At 40.5% G+C, this 22,934-nt stretch carries 20 protein-coding genes, 2 tRNA genes and 1 pseudogene; 14 read left to right on the forward strand and 9 right to left on the reverse strand.

The genetic code is table 11. The features are described 5' to 3' along the window. From LKJ51_RS02210 to LKJ51_RS02220, 3 genes and pseudogenes are all read right to left on the reverse strand, one after another. Positions 1–225: pseudogene (locus LKJ51_RS02210) on the reverse strand (heavy metal translocating P-type ATPase); the annotation flags it as partial. Positions 226–402: 177 nt separating this feature from the next. After that, positions 403–633 (reverse strand): hypothetical protein, encoded by a 231-nt coding sequence (locus LKJ51_RS02215; protein WP_291978510.1) that lies wholly within the window; start codon positions 631–633, stop codon positions 403–405. An 81-nt stretch (positions 634–714) separates the two neighbouring features. After that, positions 715–787, reverse strand: a tRNA-Lys gene (locus LKJ51_RS02220). Positions 788–960: 173 nt separating this feature from the next. Between LKJ51_RS02220 and LKJ51_RS02225 the strand changes: the two genes are divergently transcribed. Beyond that, a complete protein-coding gene (locus tag LKJ51_RS02225) occupies positions 961–1,605 on the forward strand; it encodes an HAD family hydrolase (protein WP_291978511.1) in 645 nt (214 codons plus the stop codon). Positions 1,606–1,741: 136 nt separating this feature from the next. Here LKJ51_RS02225 and LKJ51_RS02230 read toward each other — a convergent pair. Continuing rightward, a tRNA-Lys gene (locus LKJ51_RS02230) sits at positions 1,742–1,814 on the reverse strand. 215 nt (positions 1,815–2,029) lie between these two features. Here LKJ51_RS02230 and yycF point away from each other — a divergent pair. The 11 genes from yycF to LKJ51_RS02285 all read left to right on the forward strand — a co-directional run bounded on the left by yycF (position 2,030) and on the right by LKJ51_RS02285 (position 15,879). Next, positions 2,030–2,734 carry a response regulator YycF gene (yycF, locus tag LKJ51_RS02235; protein ID WP_291978512.1) on the forward strand — a complete coding sequence of 235 codons (705 nt, stop codon included), beginning with the start codon at positions 2,030–2,032 and terminating at the stop codon, positions 2,732–2,734. A gap of 13 nt (positions 2,735–2,747) precedes the next feature. After that, positions 2,748–4,616, forward strand: a complete 1,869-nt coding sequence (gene walK / locus LKJ51_RS02240) for a cell wall metabolism sensor histidine kinase WalK (RefSeq protein WP_291978513.1) — start codon at positions 2,748–2,750, stop codon at positions 4,614–4,616. Further along, complete coding sequence (locus LKJ51_RS02245; protein WP_291978514.1) at positions 4,594–5,886, forward strand: YycH family regulatory protein; 1,293 nt, start codon at positions 4,594–4,596, stop codon at positions 5,884–5,886. Before walK ends, LKJ51_RS02245 begins: the two co-directional genes overlap by 23 nt. Positions 5,887–5,900: 14 nt before the next feature. Then, positions 5,901–6,743, forward strand: a complete 843-nt coding sequence (locus tag LKJ51_RS02250) for a two-component system regulatory protein YycI (RefSeq protein ID WP_291978515.1) — start codon at positions 5,901–5,903, stop codon at positions 6,741–6,743. A gap of 16 nt (positions 6,744–6,759) precedes the next feature. Continuing rightward, positions 6,760–7,566 carry an MBL fold metallo-hydrolase gene (locus tag LKJ51_RS02255; protein ID WP_291978516.1) on the forward strand — a complete coding sequence of 269 codons (807 nt, stop codon included), beginning with the start codon at positions 6,760–6,762 and terminating at the stop codon, positions 7,564–7,566. Between the two features lie 91 nt (positions 7,567–7,657). Continuing rightward, positions 7,658–8,905: a S1C family serine protease gene (locus LKJ51_RS02260; protein WP_291978517.1), complete on the forward strand. Its 1,248-nt coding sequence runs from the start codon at positions 7,658–7,660 to the stop codon at positions 8,903–8,905. 101 nt (positions 8,906–9,006) lie between these two features. Then, a complete protein-coding gene (locus LKJ51_RS02265; RefSeq protein ID WP_291978518.1) occupies positions 9,007–9,504 on the forward strand; it encodes a phosphatidylglycerophosphatase A family protein in 498 nt (165 codons plus the stop codon). 453 nt (positions 9,505–9,957) lie between these two features. Next, entirely contained in the window at positions 9,958–10,437 is a 480-nt protein-coding gene (gene rlmH / locus LKJ51_RS02270) for a 23S rRNA (pseudouridine(1915)-N(3))-methyltransferase RlmH (protein ID WP_291978519.1), read from the forward strand. Positions 10,438–10,699: 262 nt separating this feature from the next. After that, entirely contained in the window at positions 10,700–14,224 is a 3,525-nt protein-coding gene (locus LKJ51_RS02275) for a mucin-binding protein (protein ID WP_291978520.1), read from the forward strand. Between the two features lie 140 nt (positions 14,225–14,364). Further along, positions 14,365–14,562, forward strand: coding sequence for a hypothetical protein (locus LKJ51_RS02280; RefSeq protein WP_291980080.1), 198 nt, complete (start codon positions 14,365–14,367; stop codon positions 14,560–14,562). 144 nt (positions 14,563–14,706) lie between these two features. Next, entirely contained in the window at positions 14,707–15,879 is a 1,173-nt protein-coding gene (locus LKJ51_RS02285; RefSeq protein ID WP_291978522.1) for an iron-containing alcohol dehydrogenase, read from the forward strand. 277 nt (positions 15,880–16,156) lie between these two features. On the opposite strand, the gene LKJ51_RS02290 is transcribed toward LKJ51_RS02285, so the two are convergent. The 5 genes from LKJ51_RS02290 to LKJ51_RS02310 all read right to left on the reverse strand — a co-directional run bounded on the left by LKJ51_RS02290 (position 16,157) and on the right by LKJ51_RS02310 (position 19,906). Beyond that, the gene (locus LKJ51_RS02290) at positions 16,157–17,023 is read right to left on the reverse strand and encodes a DUF4097 family beta strand repeat-containing protein (RefSeq protein ID WP_291978523.1); all 867 of its coding nucleotides are present in this window, start codon (positions 17,021–17,023) and stop codon (positions 16,157–16,159) included. Further along, positions 17,007–17,360, reverse strand: coding sequence for a hypothetical protein (locus tag LKJ51_RS02295; RefSeq protein WP_291978524.1), 354 nt, complete (start codon positions 17,358–17,360; stop codon positions 17,007–17,009). Before LKJ51_RS02295 ends, LKJ51_RS02290 begins: the two co-directional genes overlap by 17 nt. A gap of 19 nt (positions 17,361–17,379) precedes the next feature. Further along, positions 17,380–18,870 carry a cardiolipin synthase gene (gene cls / locus LKJ51_RS02300; RefSeq protein ID WP_291978525.1) on the reverse strand — a complete coding sequence of 497 codons (1,491 nt, stop codon included), beginning with the start codon at positions 18,868–18,870 and terminating at the stop codon, positions 17,380–17,382. A gap of 136 nt (positions 18,871–19,006) precedes the next feature. Then, the gene (locus LKJ51_RS02305; RefSeq protein WP_291978526.1) at positions 19,007–19,465 is read right to left on the reverse strand and encodes an NUDIX hydrolase; all 459 of its coding nucleotides are present in this window, start codon (positions 19,463–19,465) and stop codon (positions 19,007–19,009) included. Between the two features lie 12 nt (positions 19,466–19,477). Next, on the reverse strand, positions 19,478–19,906 hold the full coding sequence (locus LKJ51_RS02310; protein WP_291978527.1) for an OsmC family protein: 429 nt from the start codon (positions 19,904–19,906) through the stop codon (positions 19,478–19,480). A 423-nt stretch (positions 19,907–20,329) separates the two neighbouring features. Here LKJ51_RS02310 and LKJ51_RS02315 point away from each other — a divergent pair, with 423 nt between their 5' ends. Together LKJ51_RS02315 and LKJ51_RS02320 are read left to right on the forward strand one after the other, a co-directional pair. Beyond that, the gene (locus LKJ51_RS02315) at positions 20,330–20,551 is read left to right on the forward strand and encodes a transcriptional regulator (protein ID WP_291978528.1); all 222 of its coding nucleotides are present in this window, start codon (positions 20,330–20,332) and stop codon (positions 20,549–20,551) included. Positions 20,552–20,603: 52 nt separating this feature from the next. Next, positions 20,604–22,799 carry an ATP-dependent Clp protease ATP-binding subunit gene (locus tag LKJ51_RS02320; protein ID WP_291978529.1) on the forward strand — a complete coding sequence of 732 codons (2,196 nt, stop codon included), beginning with the start codon at positions 20,604–20,606 and terminating at the stop codon, positions 22,797–22,799. The last annotated feature ends 135 nt before the right edge of the window (positions 22,800–22,934 follow it).

Genomic DNA, 22,934 nt, shown 5'->3' on the forward strand with positions numbered 1-22,934 from the left:
GATTGAGACGAGAACATCAATTGAAATTAATTTGACCCGCAGTGACGAAATTGCGGTAAGCAAAATGGGGATGAGGCCGATTAAGCCAACCACCGCCATAATAACTTGATAGGGAAGATTCATCACAATTATGAAGTGGAAAAACTCCGCTAAAATTAATAAGATAGTTGTTCCCATAACGATCTGCTTGCGGTAATCCGCAAAGAAACGTTGAATTTTAACCATAAAAAGGCTCCCTCCTTACCTTGTAGTATAGGTAGGAAGGGAGCGGATTAAATTGATGGTGATCAAGTTTAGGGTAATTAATAGTTCTGATAATCATGTAGCTTGAATATATGAATGAAAGTAAAAGTCTAGCAATGATTTGTTGCAATGCTGATAACTGTAGCTTTTAGGTATTTGCTAATGCTTAAATTGAAAAAAGGTAAGAATAATAACTACAATTATTCCAATCCCAATATATAGTAATCCCAACGCACGGTGATGAAGCTTAATGTAATTATCTTTATCCTTTTTGCTAAGGAGCTGACCGTACAATAATTGAAAATAAGCTGAATTTCCTTTATAAATTTGCAAGCCGGCATAAATAATTCCTACTGCAATGAGGAGAAACACAAAGTAAACAACTAACATAGCCATCACCTCGAAAATGTATATTATTAATTAAGTATAACAAAAAAGGCCACCGATAAATCGATGACCTTTTATATAAGATGGGCAGTCAGGGGATCGAACCCTGGACCCACGGATTAAGAGTCCGTTGCTCTGCCAGCTGAGCTAACTGCCCATGTCTTTGACAACAGATATTATAATATCAATCTTTAATTGAATTTGCAAGACTTTTTTGAAGGAAATAAAGTTAAAGTGAGAATAAGGAGAAATAGAAAATGATTGAAGATTCATGTCCGTATCTGTAAAGTAGGAGTTAAGAATAATTAATTGATAAAGGGATGAAAAATAATGAAGGGTGCAATTTTAAGCCTCAATCAAATTATCTTAGATACCGATGAATTACAATTTGAAGCATGGCGTAATTTAGCGATGTACGAATTTGGCATGGGGCTGCCAGGAAAGATGGCTCATCAATTAGCCGGACTAGATCGACACCAAGCGTTAGAAGTTGTTCTAAGTCACTTTAACCAAACGGACGCCGACAAGGATGAACTGTTAAATGAGCAATACGAAATGTATACTAAGGTTATTGAAGGAATCGGCGAAGATAAACTTTACCCGAATGCTAAGCGATTACTAAATAACTTCTACGATCACTACGTTGACATGGCTGTTAACGATGTTGATGGGCATGCAAAAGAGATTCTCCAGAAATTAAAGGTCGATGATTTCTTTGATGCCTTTGTTTCTCCAGTAGATAGTGATGACCCGTACCTAAAGGCAAGTCAGGAGTTAAATGTTCAACCAGCTGCATGTATTGGGATTGGTTCTAATGCCAAGCAAGTTGCATTAATGAACGATACAGGTGTTGTTTCAATTGGGGTTGGTGATGCAACTGAATTGAAAGCTGCTAAGTATCAAGTAAGTCAAGTTGGCGATCTGAAGTATCCAATGATTCGTAAAGTTTGGGAAGACAATGAATTAGATGAGTAAAAATAATAATCCCCGAGTGTCAGATTTAAGGCATTCGGGGATTAATTTGTCATTCCCTAATGACACCGATTAACAATTAAGAAAAAATTTAAAAAATAAAAAAGACCACCGAAATGGTGATCTTGTAAACCTCTGATGGGCAGTCAGGGGATCGAACCCTGGACCCACGGATTAAGAGTCCGTTGCTCTGCCAGCTGAGCTAACTGCCCATATAACTTGTTCAATCAGAACATATATAAACATATCATCTTTCTTTCCCGGTGTCAACAATTTCTTTGAAATTAAATTGAACTATCACTCTTGTGTTATAATGTTAAAAGAGAAAAAGGCGATGATTTAGCAACATTCACCTTTAATAACGTACTAATTTAATCGTAAATAAAATTAATAATCAACTGTACCCACATGGGAGGTAAGGATTGATATGGCTAAAAAAATTTTAGTTGTTGATGATGAAAAGCCAATCTCTGACATCATTAAGTTTAACCTTGAAAAAGAAGGCTATGAAGTTGTGGTCGCCTTTGATGGCGAGGAAGCCTTGGAAAAGGTTGAAAGTGAAAGTCCAGACTTGATCATCCTGGATTTGATGTTGCCAAAGATTGATGGACTTGAGGTAGCTAAGCGAGTTCGGGCAAAGCATACTACACCAATTATCATGGTTACCGCAAAAGACTCTGAACTGGATAAGGTTCTAGGGCTTGAACTCGGTGCTGATGATTATGTTACCAAGCCATTCTCTAACCGTGAATTAGTTGCTCGAGTAAAGGCAAACCTTCGTCGGCAAGCGGCTGTTAAGGCACCGGCAGAGGAAGAAAATACTGATATTCAAGTTGGCGACTTAGTAATTCACCCTGAGGCATACACGGTTTCTAAACGTGGTGAGAATATCAATCTTACTCACCGGGAGTTTGAACTTCTTCACTATCTTGCAGAACACATTGGACAAGTAATTAACCGTGAGCACTTGTTACAAACGGTTTGGGGCTATGATTACTTCGGTGATGTTCGGACCGTTGATGTTACCGTTCGACGGTTGCGGGAAAAGATTGAAGATAATCCAAGCCACCCGCAATGGTTGATTACCCGTCGTGGTGTTGGTTACTACTTAGCAAATCCTGATCAAAATTAGAGGCTAGCCAGTTGTGAACAGCAAATTAAAATTTTACCAATCAATTCGCTTTAAAATCGCTCTCGTTTTCGCGTTAATGCTAATGTTAACGCTGGAATGCGTTGGGGCGGTTTTTGTGCGTCAATTGGAACATCAAAACTTAAATACGTTTAAGCAGACAATCGAACTGCCATCATACGTTGATAGTTCATTAAGTGAGCAGCTTGTAAATTCCAACCACAAAAAGGCCGACAAAAAGATCCGTCAAATATTATCTGAGGTCAATAATAATAATATTTCAGAAATTCGGGTGATTGACAGCCAGGGTGTCGTTCGGGGAACCAGTAACTTTGATAACCGGAACATGATCGGTCAAAAGACAACCGACCAGATGGTTAAGACGACCCTAGTAAATAATCGTTCGCATACGGAAAATGTTTATGATAATAGCAATCATACACGTTACTACATTAACGTTATTCCGCTGGTAGATAATAGCAACAATAACGTCGTTGGTGTTGTTTACCTTCGTGCCAGCCTAGAGAGTGTTTATTCAAACATTAATAGTATTACCCTGATTTACTTATCGGCGGCCTTGATTACAATCGTGATTGGGTTACTACTTGCGATTATTATTTCCCAGGAAATAACCCGACCAATTGAAGAGATGCGGAAACAGACGCTTCGAATTGCCCGTGGTGACTTTTCTGGTCAAGTTCGGGTGATGGGAAATGATGAATTGGGACAATTAGCTGGGGCGGTTAATAACTTATCTGTCCGAGTTGAAGAGGCTCAAGAGTCAAGTGATTCTGAACGGCGGCGTCTTGATAGTGTCCTTTCACACATGTCTGATGGGGTCCTAGCGACAGATCGCCGGGGAAACGTCACGATTGTTAATAATATGACCCTTCAATTACTTGGAATTGATCATGAGGATGAATTAATTGGCAAGTCGATTATTGATGTCCTTGATATTCGTCATGATTATACTGTTCGTCAACTAGTGAACAGCGAGCAAAAAGAAATGATTCTTGACATGTCCAATTCCGGAAATAACTTGATCCTGAATGCCTACTTTTCACCAATCCAGCGTGAATCAGGCTTTGTCAGTGGTCTAGTTTGTGTCCTTCATGACGTTACTAGTCAGCAAAAGGAAGAACAGGAACGGAAGGAATTCGTTTCAAACGTCTCACACGAACTCCGAACTCCACTAACGAGTGTCAAGAGTTATGTTGAAGCGCTAAGTGATGGTGCATGGCAGGATAAGGAGATTGCTCCACAATTCTTAAAGGTTGTTCAGGATGAAACTGAACGGATGATTCGAATGATCAATGACCTGTTAAGTCTATCAAGAATGGATGCCGGAACAACAAAGTTAAATCTTGAATACGTCAATATTAATGAACTATTTAATTATATTTTGAACCGGTTTGATATGATCATTAAGAAAGAGGAAGACCCGAAAAAGAAGAAGTACACAATTGAACGCTTCTTTACGAAGAAGGACCTTTGGGTTGAGATTGATACTGATAAGTTCACTCAAGTGATTGATAACATCATGAACAACGCGATTAAATATTCTCCAGATGGTGGAGTCATTACGGCCCGCCTTTTGGAAACCCATAATCACGTTATTATGAGTATTTCTGACCAGGGACTGGGAATTCCGCGGAAAGACCTAGGCCATATCTTTGACCGTTTCTTCCGGGTTGACAAGGCCCGAAGCCGAAAGCAGGGTGGTACGGGTCTTGGACTCGCCATCTCTAAGGAAGTCGTCAACATGCTTGGCGGTCAGATTTGGGTTGATAGTGTAGAAGGTAAGGGTTCAACATTCTATATTTCCTTGCCATACGTACCATATGAAGAGGGGGATGAATGGGATGATCAAAAAGCTGAAGACTAATTGGTTAGCGATTGCGTTAACGATTGTGGTTGTGATCAGCCTGTTTCTAACTGCAGTAATATGGTCTAACCCTGCTCAATACGAACGAACAAGGGATAATTCGAGTTCGCGGAACCTTAATACAACTCAGTCGATTGGAGACTTATACCTGCCAACTCAGGTAGTCCATGTTGGTGCAGGTCAGCAGCAGTCGTTACTTTACAGTTCACGGAAGAATTTGATTGCTGTTGTTCAGAAGCAGTTACGAATCTATCAACTTGGACGGGCTAGTCTGGTTAAAAGTAATAATAGTGATGTTTATTTGAGTTACCTACATCAACCTAACTCGCTAATCATAAGTTATCCAGATAGTGTTACAGGAACGATCTTTAACGAGACGTTTTCACAGTCGATTGATACGAGTCGGGTTAAGCAAATTGATCATATATTAATTCCATTAAAGAGTCCCCGAAACATTTATTTACTGACGGATCACGGTTATAAAGTGTACCGAACACGAATTAGTCGTTCAAAGGGTTCGAATAGTTTGCTCTCACTGACTAAGGGGACAAGTAAAGTAGCCGTCGACTATAAACTAATTCATGGGCAGACGATGCTACTTTACCCGAAAGGCTTTAAGCTCCCAGTTTTTGGTTATCAGGTAACCTCCCAGAATGTTGATACTTTAAGTCAAAACCTCATTAGTACCAATAAGCAATCTTCAATTTCGACCGAGCATAAGGGTAACACAACCGTTTATCGTGACGGTGAAAATAAACGGGTAGTTTACAACCATCAAGACGGTACAATCCGTTATGAGAATTACGTCAGTCGTGACGCTGTGCCAAAGGAAAGTCAACTATATAGCTACTTCTTTAACCGAATAGCTAAAACTGGAATCCCAATGGATAATCTTCGCTATGACGGAATAAGTAATCAGCACCGGACGATTAGCTACCGGAGTTATGTTGAAGGTTTTCCAATTTTTAATTCCAATGGCTACGGTGAAATTCGGATGTCATCAAAGGTCAGTGGGATGAATAAAACATGGCTAAGCCTTTATAGTATTCAAGTTCCATTACCAATTGATCAAAGAATGGAACGGCTCCCATCTACAACGACCGTTTTTAACCAGTTGCGTGCAAGTAACCATCTAAAGGATGTTGAAGGGATTCGTGCTGGTTATCTTTGGAAGGAAAATACGAATAATAATAGTACTGTTAAGTTAACGCCAACCTACTTTGTTAATTACCATGGAAACTGGGTTGACTATACTGATTTGCAAAAGTAAGGGGGAAATAGAAAATGAATTTTAAGAGAATTCAGTGGATCTTTTTCTTAGCCTTCTTGCTGTTTGACGTGATTATTGCAGGTTCATTATTGGTTGAAAATCGGTTTATTGTAACGAACAATCAGAGTAATCGTTCTTCTCTAGTCCTAAAGGAAATGAAGGATGATTCCATTAACTATGGAAAATTAAGTAGCGCTCATCAGAACGGCTATTATCTTTCTGGTTACCGTTCGGCTGAAAACGGTCAGTTAGATGCAGCATCATCGCGCCTGCATGGTCAGGAGGCTCACTTTGCGGATAATACATTAACAAGTGAATTTAACGAGCCATTTAATGTTAATATTGAAACGCCAAATGTCCGTTTAAATGAGCTAGTACGAAATGATCATCAAATCGCTTTGGGACGTTATTATCAATATAACCCCAACCTTTCGACTAAGCGGATGATTGTGTATACGCAAAATGTTGAGGGACGTCCCGTGATGAATGGTGATGGTCAGATCCGGTTTCGGGTAAATTCTAATCACGAAGTTACTGGGTACACTCAAACCTTCTTGGAGGGGGTTCGGATTCTTCGTCCCGAGACAACAACGATTAGTCAGAAACGGGCGGTAATTTGGCTGTATAAACATAACCAAATTCCTAATAACTCACGAATTCGTTGGGTTCAATTAGGTTATTCACGGTTACTCAGTACAAACACGGATAACCGAAATGTTTATATTCCAACTTGGGTTGCTGAAATTAAAACTAAGAACTCGGGGGCAGTTGATCGAATCCCAATCAATGCCTTTAACAGTACCATAATGAAGAACACAACAACGAGTGTGAATACTGAAGCACTAAATCGAAAATAAAGGAGAGTAGTTCGGGGTGACAGAACAGAATCCATTACGTTATAGCATTTTAGCAAGCGGAAGTACGGGAAATGTAACCTACTTAGAGACTGATGAGCATCGAATCCTAATTGATGCTGGTCTTAGTGGGAAACGGATTGAAAATTTAATGGCCAAAATCGACCGGTCCCTAGCGAACGTTGACGCGATTTTTGTTACGCATGAGCATACCGATCACTGTCATGGTGTCGGCGTCCTTGCCCGGCGTTACGGGATGGATGTTTACGCTAATAAGGGGACATGGGATGCAATGGCAAGCAAGGTCGGTAAGATTCCTTTAGAGCAAAAGCACATCATTGCACCTAATAGTGTCAAAGATCTTGGCGACATTGATGTTGAGAGTTTCGCTGTTTCTCATGATGCCGCCGAACCTCAATTTTATCAGGTTCACCATAATAACAAGACGATTTGCATTATCACCGATACTGGTTACGTTTCTGATCGTGTTGAAGGAACAATTCGAAATGCTGATGCTTATTTAATGGAATGTAATCATGATACAGAGATGCTTCGAATGGGTCCTTACTCGTGGCCATTGAAGCAACGGATCTTAAGTGATACGGGTCACCTTTCAAATGAAGAGGGGGCCGATGCCTTGATGGATGTCTTGGGTCCCCGGACAAAGCGAATCTTTTTGGGTCACCGGAGTCAGCATAACAATATGCGTTCATTGGCACACCTCACTGTTGCAACGATGATGGAAAAGCATGACTTTGGTGTTAACCATGATTTTCAACTTGCTGACGCTGAGCCAGATAAGCCAAGTAAGTTATTGACGCTGTAAGAGTCATTAAATCACAAAAAAATTTTCGCTAAAATTTCATAATTTAACGGTATATTGATAATAATGATTATGAGATTGGGGGAGTCAACCGATGAGTGAACAAGACCAAAAAGCAAGGAAAACAAAAAATAAATTCTGGCTAAAAGTAGCAGGAGTCGGCTTAGTAGCCGGTTTGATTGGTGGTGGCCTTTCGTTAGGAATTGGCAATGTAATTGAAAACCATGTCCAAACCACTAGTACAAATGTTCCTGCTGGTTCTAATAAGTCAGGTGGGACTAAAGTAAACAAAAATAAGGCTAATTTGAATAATCAATCGACGAAAGCCTATAACGCAACAAAAGACGCTGTTGTTAGTGTTATTAATAAGCAGGAAGTTCAGTCGTCTGATCAAGGAATTATGGGAATTTTTGGCGGCCAGATTAATGGTGGCTCCTCTAGTTCCGATAACTCACAGAATTCTGGTAAATTGCAGACAGCGAGCGAGGGTTCCGGTGTGATTTACAAGAAGAGTGGTAGGACCGCATATATTGTTACTAATAACCACGTTGTTAAGGATTCAAATGCCTTGCAAGTAATTTTAAGTAATGGTCGAAAGGTTAACGCTAGCTTGGTTGGTTCAGATGCCGCAACTGATTTAGCTGTATTGAAGATTAACTCAGCAAACGTTAAAACAGTTGCCGAATTTGGTAATTCAAATTCAATCGCAGCGGGACAAGATGTTCTTGCGATCGGTTCACCAATGGGTAGCGAATATGCCAATACGGTTACTAAGGGAATTATTTCTGCTAAGAACCGGACATTGAAGAGTGGGACTGACGGTACATTAACGTCCGTTATCCAAACTGATGCCGCAATTAATTCCGGGAACTCTGGTGGTCCACTGATTAACATGGCCGGACAGGTAATTGGAATTAATTCTATGAAGTTAGCCGGTAGCAATGATGGCTCTTCAGTTGAAGGGATGGGCTTTGCTATTCCAAGTAACGAAGTAGTCAAAATTATTAACCAGTTAATTAAGAACGGGAAAATTTCTCGACCATCTCTAGGAATTAGTATGATTGATTTAAGCCGGGTAACAACGGATCAACAGAAGTCTGTTCTAAAACTTCCATCAAGTGTTACTAGGGGTGTCGTAATCATGGACGTTCAAGATGGATCAAATGCCCAAACTGCTGGCCTACAGCAATATGACGTGATTACTAAGCTTGGCGATACTAAGATTACAAATACCAGCTCACTGAAGTCAGCATTGTACAAATACAAGATTGGTGACACGGCTAAAGTAACTTATTATCGTGATGGTCAACCGCACACAGCAACATTGAAATTAGCTAAGTAAATAATTAAATAACAAATCCGCAGATTCCTAATGAACCAAGTTAGGAATCTGCGGATTTCGCATTATAATAGTATTATTATTAAGAGCAGGGAGAAGTTAATATGAACAATCCAAAGTTTAAATATCCAGACACGAAAGCCTATAACTTTGTCGTAAATCGGCTTAAAGATCGTGGTGTAACGCAAGCTGATTTAGCTAAAATCGTTTACGAAACACAACATCAGTATGAACCAGCGGTGACATTAAAGGAATGTGAAGCGGCCGTTGTTGATGTGATGCATAAGCGGGAATTAATGAACAATGCAATGGTAATGTTAGAGTTAGATCGTCTAACGGAAAAGGGAGAGGTTGAAGAACCCCTTGCTTCCATTATTAAGAATGATGTCGGCGTTTTCGGCGTTGATGAAACGATTGCTCTCCAGATAGCGACGATTTACGGAACAATTGGAACTACTAATTTTGGCTATTTTGATCGGGTAAAGACAGGAATTATGAAGAAATTCGATACGTCTGATGCACATGTGAACACCTTTATCGATGATTTACTTTCAGCAATCGTAGCAGCAGTTTGTGGAAAAATAGCTCATAAATATGCTTAAGGGAGGTAAATAGCGAATAATTCAGAAAGTTAAGTAATTAATCATTCAGCTAACCACGGATTGTGATATAACGACCACAATTCGTGTTATTTTTTGACGAAAAATAGCTGTGAATTGTCCTGTGGAAAAGTCGGTGGAAAAATGGCTCAAAATATTTTACTATTGTAAATGTGTTGAATTATCAGTGATCGTGAATGTGTAAAACTTATCCACAATAGAGTGAGCAAGATGTGGATAAGTGGATTAATCAAAAATCGATCAGCTATAAATGTTGATATATCAATGGCTTGGATAGAAGGTAACGAACGACTGTTTCTGTTGATAACTGTGGATAAGTTAAAATTCAGAAAGCGATTACAGATTGATTTTACTGCCGAACATTCGGAAAAATAGGGCATTATCGTAATTGCTTGTGGATAACTCTGTGGATAAATTGTTGAAAGTGGTGGAAAAATGAATATCAAAATTATCGGAGTGGGAAAGTTAAAAGAAAAGTATTTTAAGGCGGGAATTGCGGAGTATGCTAAACGCCTTAGTCGGTTCTGCAAGTTCCAGATTGTGGAAGTAGCGGATGAAAAAGCTCCAGAGTCATTAAGCCAAGCTGAAATGGATGAGGTGATGGCCAAAGAGGGGGAGCGAATCCTTGAGAAGATTAAGGACAAGGAATATGTTTATGCCCTTGCCATCAAGGGGAAGGAACGGTCATCTGAGGAATTTGCTAAGGAGATTAACCAGTTAACAACGTATGGTCACAGCGATATTACGTTTGTAATTGGTGGTTCCCTTGGGTTAAGTCCTGAAGTTCTAAAGCGGGCCAATACGCAAATTTCATTTGGTCGCTTCACGTTACCTCACCAGCTGATGCGCTTAGTTTTAACTGAGCAGGTTTACCGGGCGTTTACGATTATTAATGGATTGCCATATCATAAATAAAAACGAGTTCACAAATGCTTAAAATTACATTTGTGAACTTTTTTTGTTTAAATACTTAAGGAAAATTATGATCCGGAATGATGGTATTCCCCCTGAATTAGCAATATTGTATTATTATGTTACAAAAAGATTACGTAAATATTACAAAAGTATCTAAAAGCAGGTTGAATTAGGTCTAACCCCCTATGAATGTTGCAGATAGATAAGAAGTAACTTTGTAATAATGCTACTTTTTACTACAAACTCACAGGAGGAATAATAAATGTTGTCAAAGAAAAATATTCAAATGATGAATCGCAAAGGCCAACCGCAAAAGCAGCGATTTGGTCTCCGTAAATTAAGTATCGGCGTTGCTTCTGTCCTTTTAGGACTAACTTTTCTCGGCGCGAGTAATGTCTCAGCTGATGAAAGAGTAAACCAAGAAGCACAGGTAGCTCAAACCGAATTAACGACCGTTGAACCAGCGGAAATAGTAAGTAACGAAGATACTGACCAAATTAATAATGAAGAGGTAGTCAGTAGTGCAACAGAAGCGACACCAGTTTCGAGCGAAGCTACTTCGCAAGTGGTGGCCGACTCAGCAGCCACGGTTCAAACCCCGGTGGCACCTACCGTTCAGCCAGAATCAAGCACTGCCCCTGAAAGTAATGGACAAGTAGGTTCAGCTAGTAACCAACCTAGTTCCTCAGCAGTAAATCAGGAAAGTGCAAAAGTGGAAATTAAATTCCACGATAAAGATAATAACAATAAATACATTACTAGCATAAACTATAGTGGAGTTGTTGGTGGTACGTTTAAGTTAGCGGATATTCTAGAATACTTACCAGCAAACCTTGAATTCGATGTTGATCAAGCTCAGGAATATGTGTTCACTGGTGAGTTGAACCAGAGTATTGATATTTATGTTCGGCATAAGAAAGCCACTGAAGAAGAAGTACGGAAAGTCGAACAAATTATCTTGGGATTTTACGGGACTCAGGAGGAAGAATTATCCCGACAGACGGTAGAATTTAAGCGTTCAGTCGTTCGTGACCTTTACACTGGCGAGATCGTTAGCTACGGTGAATGGGAAGAGGCAACGAAGAAGTTCCAAGACTACACAGTGGTTCCTAAGGATGGCTACTCTGTAAATCCAGATCAGGCAACTGTAATTGGTGCAACCGTTACACCAGATTCAGGTCTAGTTAAAGTCAATGTTCAGATGAAGAAGAATGAAGTAAGGACAGAAAGTAAGACGATTACTAGAACAATCATTCTGTACCTACCTGATGGAACAACTAGGAAAATCGTTCAAGAAGTAACGTTTACTCGGGACATTATTATAAACCCGTGGACAGAAGTAGAAACGAAAGGTCAATGGCAAACGGATAAGGATACTTTCGATGCATACCATGCTAATAAAGTTGATGGTGTAGCGCCAGATCGTTCTGAGATTAGCCAAGTTAAGGTATCTCCAGAAATGGGTAACCAGGTTGAAGAAATTCGTTACCCTCAAAATGAGGTCACAACTGAAACCAGAACAGTAACGCGGACGATTAAATTAATTTTGCCTGACGGTAATGTTGAATATGTTCGTCAAACAGCGACATTCACTCGTCAGGTAACTAAGAAAGCTAATGGTGAAGTTATCTACGGCGAATGGAACGACACGGGAATTCTCCTTGATGATTATCGACCAGCAGAAATTAACGGAAAGAAGCCAGATAAAACATATATTCCGCGAGTAGTGGTAAACCCGGATACTAAAGATTTTGAAGTCGAAGTTCGTTATGAAGCAGACTATAAGACTGAAACAGAAACTAAGGACGTTAACCGTGTGATTAATATTCACCATCCAGACGGGAGGGTTGAAAAGATCACCCATACGGTAACTCTACACCGGACAAAGACTACTAATTTGCAAACAAAGGAAGTAACTTATAGTGACTGGTCAACGGGCCACTTCTTCCAAGAATTCGTAATCCCGTCACATGATGGCTATGCTTCCGTTACACCAACGCAGGATGGGAAGCATGTTGGTATCGATAAAATTGAGCAATCAGAAGTTACCAGTGGATCAGGAGATCAAGAGCATCATATTCACTACCTTGCACATCAAGTGGAAGCCGAAACAAAGACCGTTAACCGGATAATTAAAGTGGCAATGCCAGATGGTTCATTGAAGACGGTTATTCAAACGGTAACGTTCAAGAAGCATGTAACGAAGCACCCAGTTAATGGTGAAATTATCAGTGAAACCGAATGGGTTGCAGAAGGCGATACAACATGGGGTGAGTTTACTACTCCAAAGCTTGACGGATATACTCCAGATACTGAAAAGCTTGATGCCGTGACTCCAGATGCTAATGCGGATGATAAACATGTTTACATTAGCTACCGTCAAAACAAGGTTGAAACTAGTAAAAAGACGATTAACCGTGTAATTAAATTAATTCTTCCAGACGGAACGATTAAAGAGATTCCACAAAAGGTTACTTTCAATTACGAAAAAGTTATTAATCCATGGAATGGAAAAGTTATTTCTGAAGGCTGGCGTGAAGAAGAACTGTCATTTGAAGAGGAAGCAATTCCAGAAATTGATGGCAAGAAACCTTCCGTAAGCGTAGTCCCTGGATTAACAGTGACTCCAGACGATGAAGACTCAGTAGTTGAAATTCGTTATGAAGCGGCTTACAAGACCGAGACAGAAAAGAAGGATGTCAACCGTGAAATCCACCTTCACCATCCAGACGGAAGGGTTGAAACAATTACTCACACTGTTACTTTAACTCGCGAGGTAACGACTAACTTGCAAACTGGAGATAAGCAATATGGAGATTGGTCAACGGGTCAATTTGAAGAGTATGCTATCCCAACATTGGATGGACATGTTTCAGACGTTGAAAAAATTGAATTAATGGAAGTTAACGGAGAAACTGAACATCAAATCCACCATGTTAACTACCTTGCTCATCAAGTAGATGCTGAAAGAAAAGAAGTTGTACGGGAAATTAAGGTAATGATGCCTGATGGAACCACTAAGACAATTACTCAGAAAGTGACATTTGTAAAGCACGTAACGAAGCACCCGGTTAATGGTGAGATTATCAGTGAAACTGAATGGGTTGTTGAAGGTAACAATACATGGGATGAATATATTCCAGATAAGGTTAATGGTTACACACCAAGTCTAGACAAGGTTGAGGCTGTAACACCAGATGAAAATTCTGAAAATGTATCGGTAGAAATTACCTACAACAAGAATGAAAGTCCAACACCGGATCCAGAGCCAACGCCGGATCCAGAGCCGACGCCGGATCCAGAGCCAACGCCGGATCCAGAGCCAACGCCGGATCCAGAGCCAACGCCGGATCCAGAGCCAACGCCAGATCCAGAACCGACACCGAATCCAGAGCCAACACCAGATCCGGAACCGACGCCGGATCCAGAGCCAACACCAGATTCAGGTCAACCAGGTGGTCCTGGCTCAGCATCTGCAACAACTAGTGGCGGTCATGCAGCAGCTACTCGCCCTGCAGAAACACCAGGTTCTCAGGCAACACCAGCTGTAACAGATACAGTTGAAAAAGTGAAAGTGGTAAGTCATGTAACAGCTAAGACTGCTCAAACTATCGCAAATGACGGTAAGAATAACGCTAGTCAAAGCTCACCAGATAATCAACAATTACCACAGACCGGTGAGAAACAAAATTCAGGAGTTATTGCAGGAACAATGCTTGTTCTGGTAACACTACTTCTTCAATTGCTAACATTTGGCTTGGTAAAAAAGAAGGGAAAAACTGAATAATTAAATACTCAACCCTAGCAAAGAAATTCTGCTAGGGTTGTTTTTGCTTTCAAGAGAAAATTAGTTATGATAAAGCTGAATAAGATATAAGGAGCGACAGTAACAGCGACAGTAACGAAGAAGGTTGTCATTATTATTCAGTGGCTACAGGAGATCACGAGCACAAATTGCAGTTAGTAACTACAGGGTTTCACATGAAACAAATGGCGATTAACCCACAGTTAAATATTAGTCCTGCTGATTCAATTGCGGAAGTTGACCGAATCCTTCATACTTATAACCCGATTGCACAGTTGCTTCGAGCAGAATTTGAAAAGAATTTAACAAATAATGACTAAATAAATAGTTTACAAATCTCGTAATGGAACAAATGAGGATATTTGTCTTGATTCTAATCATTATTAGTCAATTATAATTTGCAATGGCCTTCACAATGCTTCATAATGAAAACGTATACAGATGATTTGAGGAGGTTATTTTAAATGAATAGACAATTTGACTTTCTGATGCCTAGTGTTAACTTCTTTGGCCCAGGAGTAATTGAAAAAATTGGTGATCGGGCAAAGATGCTTGGAATGCACAAGGTATTGGTTGTAACCCAAGATAACTTGGCTGCTATTGATAATGGTCCAGTTAAGCAAACTCTTGCATCATTGGACAAGGCAGGAGTTAACTACTCAGTCTTCACTGGTGTAGAACCAAACCCAAAGATTCGGAACATCAAGGCTGGTAAGAAGATGTACGAAGACGAAGGTTGTGACTCAATCATTACTGTTGGTGGTGGATCAGCTCACGACTGTGGTAAGGGAATCGGAATTATTTTGACTAACGGGGATGACATTACCAAGTTAGCCGGAATTGAAACCCTAGATAAGCCACTACCACCACTAATGGCTGTTAACACAACTGCTGGTACTGGTTCAGAATTAACTCGTCACGCCGTTATTACTAACGAAAAGGACCACTTAAAGTTCGTTGTTGTTTCATGGCGGAACATTCCATTGGTATCCTTCAATGACCCAATGTTAATGCTAGATGTTCCACAATCAGTTACTGCCGCTACTGGTTGTGATGCCTTTGTTCAAGCAATCGAACCATATGTTTCAGTTGACCACAATCCAATTACCGACAGTCAATGTAAGGAAGCTATTCAATTAATCCAAACTGCATTGCCAGAAGCAGTAGCTAATGGTCACAATGTTGAAGCACGGACCAAGATGGTTGAAGCAGAAATGCTTGCCGGGATGGCATTCAACAACGCTAACCTGGGTTACGTTCACGCAATGGCTCACCAACTTGGTGGTCAATACGATGCTCCACACGGTGTTTGCTGTGCATTATTGCTTTCTACCGTTGAAGAGTATAACTTAATTGCTTGCCCAGAACGGTTTGCAGAATTAGCCGAAATTATGGGTTACGACACCACTGGTTTAACCACCATGCAGGCTGCTCAAAAGTCAATTGATGGAATGAAGGAAATGTGCAAAGCTGTTGGTATTCCAGCATCAATTAAGGAAATTGGTGCTAAGCCAGAAGACTTCCCATTGATGGCTGAAAATGCTTTGAAGGATGGTAATGCATTCTCCAACCCTCGGAAGGGTACCAAGCAAGAAATCATTGACCTCTACCAAAAGGCTTACGATGGCATCTACTAATATTAGGTAAGAACAATAATTAATTAAAAACTTAAACAACTCCTAAAACGAAGAGGCGGGGGATTATCCCCAGCCTCTTCGTCTGCTTTAAAAATGTATAGATTTTTTAACTTCTAATATTACATAACCTAGTCTTTTTCGAGCTAGCCAATAGACAACATTGTTAAAACGTGCTTCGCCCGAGTTTCCTAGAGCTAGCAACCTCCTTCCTAGGCGCAAGTCGCCTTCGTCAGGAGAAATTGCTAGCTTTCCGGAAACTCTTTGGGGCGACAGCACTCTATTTAATTGTATTATCCCCGCTCATATTCTTTAAATAGATAACATTAGGTTCGTTTAGATTCTGTTTGAGAGAGCCGCCATTGCTGTGGTGTCGTTTTAACTTATTATCGCCATTTGTAGTAGTGAGCTTAGCACCGTCGATTGCTGATTTAGTGACCAAATTATCCCCGCTTTGGTTGGTAACAGTATAGTGGCCAGTGATGGTTAATCGCCGTCCTGTAAAATCACCAGAAGTCAGCGTAGAACTTCCCTTAGTTAGAGAAACTTTGGCTAACGTAATGTCACCGCTGGTTGAAGCTAATTTTGTATTCAGAAGTGAAGAGTGACTAATATCAACATCCCCACTCGTCGTTGTAACGGTACCCCGATCGAATTCACCATTAAGGATACTAATATCCCCACTGTTACTATCTAACGTCACATTTTTGGCTGAAAGCTGTTTTAGAATCAGATCGTTATTAACATGGCTCTTGATGTTAGTAAGCGTCTTTCCCTCAGGAATGGTGATGACACAGCGATCTTTATCACTACCGTTAATGATTTGGATGGGAGCCAGCTTGGAATGAGTTATTGGGGTCTGCGTTACTTTAAGCGTACCGTTTTTGATGGTGGCATGAACAGCGTGGGTCTTCTTTCCGTAATAGGAAACAGTGTAGTGTTCGCCCTGCTTGATTACCACATCGGCTGAACTAGCTGTGATGTCAACTTTATTAAATGATTTTCGGGTAAGAACGTCATGGTTAGCTTTGGATTCCTCGATTGGCGTTAATGGATCGAATGGTTGTTTATGGCCAAGGTAGGCGATTCCGGAGATAATTAGTCCGCAAAAGAAAATGATACTTCCCCACTTAATTGCTCTTTTCATTGTTGATGCCTCCCAAGCGGTATTTGATTACGTCAATTACCCATTTAACGGCTTTGATTAGCCACTTAATTCCCCAAATAAGTAGGGGGATGATAATAATCAATAGGCCAATCTCAGCAATGATTAATCCAAGGTAAAAGAAACTTGTCCAAATATTAGTTGACCAGTGTCCCATCATTTCAGTGATTACAATGTAGGCAAATGAAAAGCCAGCGAAAAGTCCAGAAAAGACAGTTACGACTATGGTAATGATTGCTGGAAGAATGGCAAGGACACCAATAATAACAAGGATTGCAATTAGGACATCCTTAACCCGTTTAGCATTTTCTTTATTCATTTTAATTCATCCCCTAAATTTAGAATATTGGTGCCAAGAGGTGGGAGAATTCTTGCTTGAACTTTAACCACCGTGACTGCTTAGCAAAGTATTCTTCGGTCATTGGGGTACATTTAAGTAGGTCATCTTCAAAGATCTTTTTCAACTCACTCGAAAGCTGAGAACTATAAGTAAAGGCGTTCACTTCAAAGTTAAGTTTATAGCTCCGGTAATCCTGGTTGGCTGAACCAACTGATGCAATGTTTGAACCAGATACCATTGTCTTGGCGTGGATAAAACCATTGTCGTAACGGTAAACTTTAACCCCGTTTTGAACAAGGTACTTAGCGTAGTATTCAGTCATTCGATAAACAAAAGGGTGATCGGGCATGCAAGGAACCATGATGCGAACATCGACACCACTTTTGGCAGCGATAATCAGTGCTTCTAGAATTGAACCTTCAGGAATTAGGTAGGGCGATTGGATGTAGACATACTTGCGGGCGGTAGCGATAATGCCTTCATACCCACGACGAATGGCGTACTTTTGGTTGTCTGGTCCTGATGAAACGATTTGCATAGGGACTTCATTGGGATCCGTTGATTGGGGATGTTCGATTGTGAAGTTCTTTAGCTCGTTATCAATTGAAATTTGCGGCATCTGGGTTTTACGGCAGGTTGTATTCCAATCCATCGCAAAACGAACTTCCATCATCATGGAAGCCTGGCCAACAACTCTTAGGTGGGTATCACGCCAGTAACCAAACTTTGGACTTTCACCAAGGTACTGATCACCAATGTTAAAACCACCGATGTAGCCAATATTATGGTCGATGATAACCAACTTTCGGTGAAGGTGGTAATTTAGTCGCGGTGAAGTATACCACTTGGAGGAGCTTGAAATGAATGCCTGTGCCTGACCGCCAAATTTCTCAAGAGGGGCAAAAAATGATGGCTTAGTTCCATGAGAACCGCTAGCATCATAAAGGACGCGAACCTTAACACCGCGCTTGGCCGCTTGGACCAAAGCATCGAGAATTCGGTTACCGAGATGATCAGCATAGAAGGTGTAGTACTCAACGTTGATCGTTGATTTTGCATGGTTGATGTCATTGACTAATTGGTCAAACTTAGCATGTCCATCAGTGAATACTTTGACACGGTTGTTAAAGGTCAACATTGCTTCATCATTGTTAAGGTTTAAATTAGCCAGCATTCGTGCCCGGGGTTTCTGCTTGATTTCCGGGAGAAGTTCGTGCTTTTCCAATAATTCATGTTGTTTTTTCAGGAAGGTGTCACGATATTTGGCTTGTTCTTCTTGAATGGTAAAGATATCGTCATGGGATAGTTGACGTCCAACAAACATGTAGAGAATAAAGCCGGCAACGGGAAATACTGATAAAACCAGTAGCCAGGCCCACGTAGCTGCAATATCGCGTCTGCTGCGGAAAACAGTCCAGATTGCAAAGCCAATATTAATTAACCAAAGAACTTCAATGATGCGTCGGATGACGTCCCATGTCCAAATCATAATTTCTCTCCTCGTTGCTTCTAAAATACGTAATTAAGCCCATTTTAGCATAATTAGGGGGTGACAGATTTTGGGACAAAAAAATAATCGCCCTAACGAAGCCTTTTAGCTAATCGTTAGGGCAATTTAGAAATGATTACTTTAAGCTTAGTTCTTCTTTAAGGATTTGCCACATTTCTGTGTGTTGATCATTAAAGAACTTCGGTGGTTCCTTTGCGAGATCAAAATATTGAACCTTGACTGTCTCATCAGGCTTAGTGGCAAAATGCTTACCATCTACCAATTTGACGAGATAGAAAGCGTTGACTGGCTGGACGCGATCACCATTGGGGTAGGTATAGAAATTCTGATCCTGGATTTTCAATAATTTAACTGGCGTAATTTCAAACCCAGCATCTTCCTTAAATTCACGTTTAACGGTATCGCTAAACGCTTCTCCATATTCCATGTAACCGCCAGGAAATCCCCAGTCGCCAGTATCAGCTCGTGCCTGTAATAGGACTTGATTGTTATCGTTTAATAATGCTCCAGAGGCACTAGTCATAATGAGTGGTTCATGGCCGACCTTTTTCCGGAGCTTTTTAATATATGGCATTAGAAGTCACTCCTAGTCTTCAACAACAAAGCCATCTTCAACAAGCTTTGTTCCGTAAGCAAGCGTGTTTTCTACGGGACACTTACGGGCAACATCAGCGAGAAACTTTTTAATATCTTCTTCAGATTCATCGCTTCTCAAGTGAGGGGTGTAGCGAATTTCCGTAAATTTATAACGGTTATCATTATCGCTGACATCTTCATGACCAAGATCACCAGAAATATCTACCCAAAAGGCTTGGAGATCAAAGTGACGCTTTCGTGCTAATTCAGTAGCAGTAATTGCCTGACAAGCACCAAATGATGTAAGGAGAATTTCTACTGGATTCATCCCAGTATTAGTGCTATTAGGTTCATCAAAGGTAATTTCAAATCCCCGTGTACCAGCAGAAACCTGCATTCCGGTGGTAGTCTTAGTTGCTTTTACTTTGTAAGTGCTCATAATTAATATCCCCCTTTTGGATAATTAGCTAATGTTATTCAACTAGCTTAAGTATGCCTGAATCGTTTAAGGGAAGCAATTAAAAAGCTTGGTTAAAATAATAGTTAGTTTAATTAAAATTCCATAAAAAGATAAAAGGCCGCCGACAAAATGTCGAGGACCTTTTACCGAATTGGAATGAGTAAAGTAGTAATTCCCAAACGCTTGGGGAACGCTTGGGAATGGAATGTTAGCACACAAAAGAAAAGGGATTACAAGGATACTAAATTATTCATTCCTCAATTGATTAAGAGATTACTAATATTCTAATTCTTTTTTAATCAAAGTCAACATCTTTTTAAATATTTTTCGAAAAAATAGATGCTTCACACTTGTGATATACCACAGATGTGATATAATAATAAATGTAAAGGGAGTGAGGATATGCGGATTGATGTAAAACATTACTTGGAGATCCATAATTTAACGATTTATCAAGTATCGAAACGTTCCGGATACGGCTACACGACTTTACACAAGTCTTTTAATAAACCTCAGTCGAGCGCCACGCCACTGAATTTAAGGGACCTAGATGCTTTAGCTCAGGCGCAACACAAGAAGATGTGGGAAGTCCTGAAAGAGTTAGAAGAACACTATCTCGAATAAGGCATTGTGATGATTAAGAAATAAACGAAGATATTAAGGGAGGAATGTACTTATGGCACAAAATCCAATGAACCCATTCGACGGAGACATGAACGACATTTTTAATTCATTAATGGGTGGAATGAATGGTTTTAATTCTGATAACCGCCGCTACCTCATTAATGGTAGAGAAGTCACTCCTGAAGAATTTGCACAATATCGTCAGACTGGTAAATTACCTGGTGGAGCTGCTCCACAGCAACCAGGACAACAGTCAAATAAAGGAAAGAACAGTATTTTAACTAAGCTAGGTCGTAACCTAACAGAAGAAGCACGTCAGCATAAACTCGATCCAGTTATTGGGCGGAACAAAGAAATTCAAGAAACTGCCGAGATCTTAAGTCGGCGGACAAAGAATAACCCAGTATTAGTTGGTGACGCCGGGGTTGGTAAGACTGCGGTTGTTGAAGGGTTAGCTCAAGCAATTGTTTCTGGAGATGTTCCAGCAGCAATTAAGGACAAGGAGATTATCAGTATTGATATTTCTAGCCTTGAAGCCGGAACCCAATACCGTGGTAGCTTTGAAGAGAACATGCAAAAGCTAATTGATGAAGTCAAAAAAGCCGGAAACATCATTCTCTTCTTCGATGAAATCCACCAAATCATCGGTGCTGGTTCTGCTGGTGATGCCGATGGTTCAAAGGGAATGTCTGACATCATGAAGCCAGCATTGTCACGGGGAGAAATTACCGTAATCGGTGCAACGACTCAGGATGAATACCGGAATACTATTATGAAGGATGCAGCCTTAGCACGGCGGTTCAACCCGGTAACAGTTAACGCCCCAAGCAAGGAAGACACACTTGCTATCTTAAAGGGATTGCGGAAGCTATACGAACAACACCACAACGTTAAGTTACCAGATGATGTCCTTAAGGCAGCTGTTGATTACTCAGTTCAATACATGCCACAACGTTCATTACCAGATAAGGCAATTGACCTTGTAGATATGACTGCTGCTCACTTGGCAGCTAAGCATCCAGCACATGATGCTAAGCAGATCGAAAAGGACATTGAGGACGAGAAGAAGAAGCAAACTGAAGCAGCCAAGAAGGAAGACTACAAGACTGCTCAAGCTGCTAAGGAGAAGATTGCTGACCTTGAAAAGCAACTCAAGGAAGGCTCCGAAAACGATAAGGTTACCGCAACTCCTGAAGATGTTGCCAATGCCGTAGAACAAATGACTGGCATCCCAGTTTCAAAGATTGGTGCTAGTGATGTCGAGCGGTTGAAGGACATGGATAAGCGGCTTGAAGGTAAGGTTATTGGTCAAGACAAGGCCGTTGAAGCTGTTGCTCGAGCTATTCGTCGTAACCGTGCAGGATTTGATGAAGGCGACTCACCAATTGGCAGTTTCCTCTTCGTTGGTCCTACTGGTGTTGGTAAGACTGAGCTTGCAAAGCAATTAGCACTCGATATGTTCGGTAGTAAGAATGATATCATCCGTTTGGACATGTCAGAATATGCTGACCGAACAGCGGTTTCTAAGTTAATCGGTGCAACTGCTGGTTACGTTGGTTATGAGGATAACGGTAATACCTTAACTGAAAAGGTTCGTCGTCACCCATACTCAATCATCTTGTTAGACGAAATTGAAAAGGCCAACCCTCAAGTAATTACCCTCTTGCTTCAAGTTCTTGACGATGGTCGGTTAACTGATGGTCAAGGAAACACTGTTGACTTCAAGAATACAATTATTATCGCTACCTCTAATGCTGGTTATTCTAACGATGCCCCAGTTAAGTTAGGTGACGATAACGATGAGGAAGATTTGATTAAGAAGTTAACCAATTACTTCCGTCCAGAATTCTTGAACCGGTTCAACGCAATTGTTGAATTCCACAGTTTAACAAAGGACGACTTGAAGAAGATCGTTGACTTAATGTTAGCTGATGTTAACAAGACTTTGGCTAAGAAGAATATGGATGTTAATGTTACTGACACTGCAAAGCAATACCTGATTGATGAAGGATACGACAAGGCAATGGGTGCCCGTCCACTTCGTCGGGTAATTGAACGTGAAATCCGTGATAAGGTTACTGACTACTACCTTGACCACCTTGACGCAAAGCACTTAGTTGCTGAAATGCAGGATGGCAAATTGGTAGTTGTTGATGCCAAGGATGCCGTTAAGGATGACAGCGATCAGTACCAACCAGCTGATGACAAAGCTAAAGACGAAACTGACAAAAGTACTGAAAACAAGTAATCAGTGAATAGAACTTAGCTAAATAACATTAAAGCATCTCCCAACTGGATGTTGAAAGCATCTGGAAGGGAGTTTGTTGTTTATAGGGCCTTTCCTGTAAATCCGTTTTTATCATATTAAAGTAACAAGGATTAG

Origin of the sequence: Limosilactobacillus sp., assembly GCF_022651205.1 — a bacterium.
Taxonomy (GTDB): domain Bacteria; phylum Bacillota; class Bacilli; order Lactobacillales; family Lactobacillaceae; genus Limosilactobacillus.

Coding starts and splice junctions, on each gene's coding strand:
- LKJ51_RS02215 (WP_291978510.1), bottom strand. CDS start 633: ATGTTAGTTGTTTACTTTGTGTTTCTCCTCATTGCAGTAGGAATTATT.
- LKJ51_RS02225 (WP_291978511.1), top strand. CDS start 961: ATGAAGGGTGCAATTTTAAGCCTCAATCAAATTATCTTAGATACCGAT.
- yycF (WP_291978512.1), top strand. CDS start 2,030: ATGGCTAAAAAAATTTTAGTTGTTGATGATGAAAAGCCAATCTCTGAC.
- LKJ51_RS02245 (WP_291978514.1), top strand. CDS start 4,594: ATGATCAAAAAGCTGAAGACTAATTGGTTAGCGATTGCGTTAACGATT.
- LKJ51_RS02250 (WP_291978515.1), top strand. CDS start 5,901: ATGAATTTTAAGAGAATTCAGTGGATCTTTTTCTTAGCCTTCTTGCTG.
- LKJ51_RS02260 (WP_291978517.1), top strand. CDS start 7,658: ATGAGTGAACAAGACCAAAAAGCAAGGAAAACAAAAAATAAATTCTGG.
- LKJ51_RS02265 (WP_291978518.1), top strand. CDS start 9,007: ATGAACAATCCAAAGTTTAAATATCCAGACACGAAAGCCTATAACTTT.
- rlmH (WP_291978519.1), top strand. CDS start 9,958: ATGAATATCAAAATTATCGGAGTGGGAAAGTTAAAAGAAAAGTATTTT.
- LKJ51_RS02275 (WP_291978520.1), top strand. CDS start 10,700: ATGTTGTCAAAGAAAAATATTCAAATGATGAATCGCAAAGGCCAACCG.
- LKJ51_RS02285 (WP_291978522.1), top strand. CDS start 14,707: ATGAATAGACAATTTGACTTTCTGATGCCTAGTGTTAACTTCTTTGGC.
- LKJ51_RS02290 (WP_291978523.1), bottom strand. CDS start 17,023: ATGAAAAGAGCAATTAAGTGGGGAAGTATCATTTTCTTTTGCGGACTA.
- LKJ51_RS02295 (WP_291978524.1), bottom strand. CDS start 17,360: ATGAATAAAGAAAATGCTAAACGGGTTAAGGATGTCCTAATTGCAATC.
- cls (WP_291978525.1), bottom strand. CDS start 18,870: ATGATTTGGACATGGGACGTCATCCGACGCATCATTGAAGTTCTTTGG.
- LKJ51_RS02305 (WP_291978526.1), bottom strand. CDS start 19,465: ATGCCATATATTAAAAAGCTCCGGAAAAAGGTCGGCCATGAACCACTC.
- LKJ51_RS02310 (WP_291978527.1), bottom strand. CDS start 19,906: ATGAGCACTTACAAAGTAAAAGCAACTAAGACTACCACCGGAATGCAG.
- LKJ51_RS02315 (WP_291978528.1), top strand. CDS start 20,330: ATGCGGATTGATGTAAAACATTACTTGGAGATCCATAATTTAACGATT.
- LKJ51_RS02320 (WP_291978529.1), top strand. CDS start 20,604: ATGGCACAAAATCCAATGAACCCATTCGACGGAGACATGAACGACATT.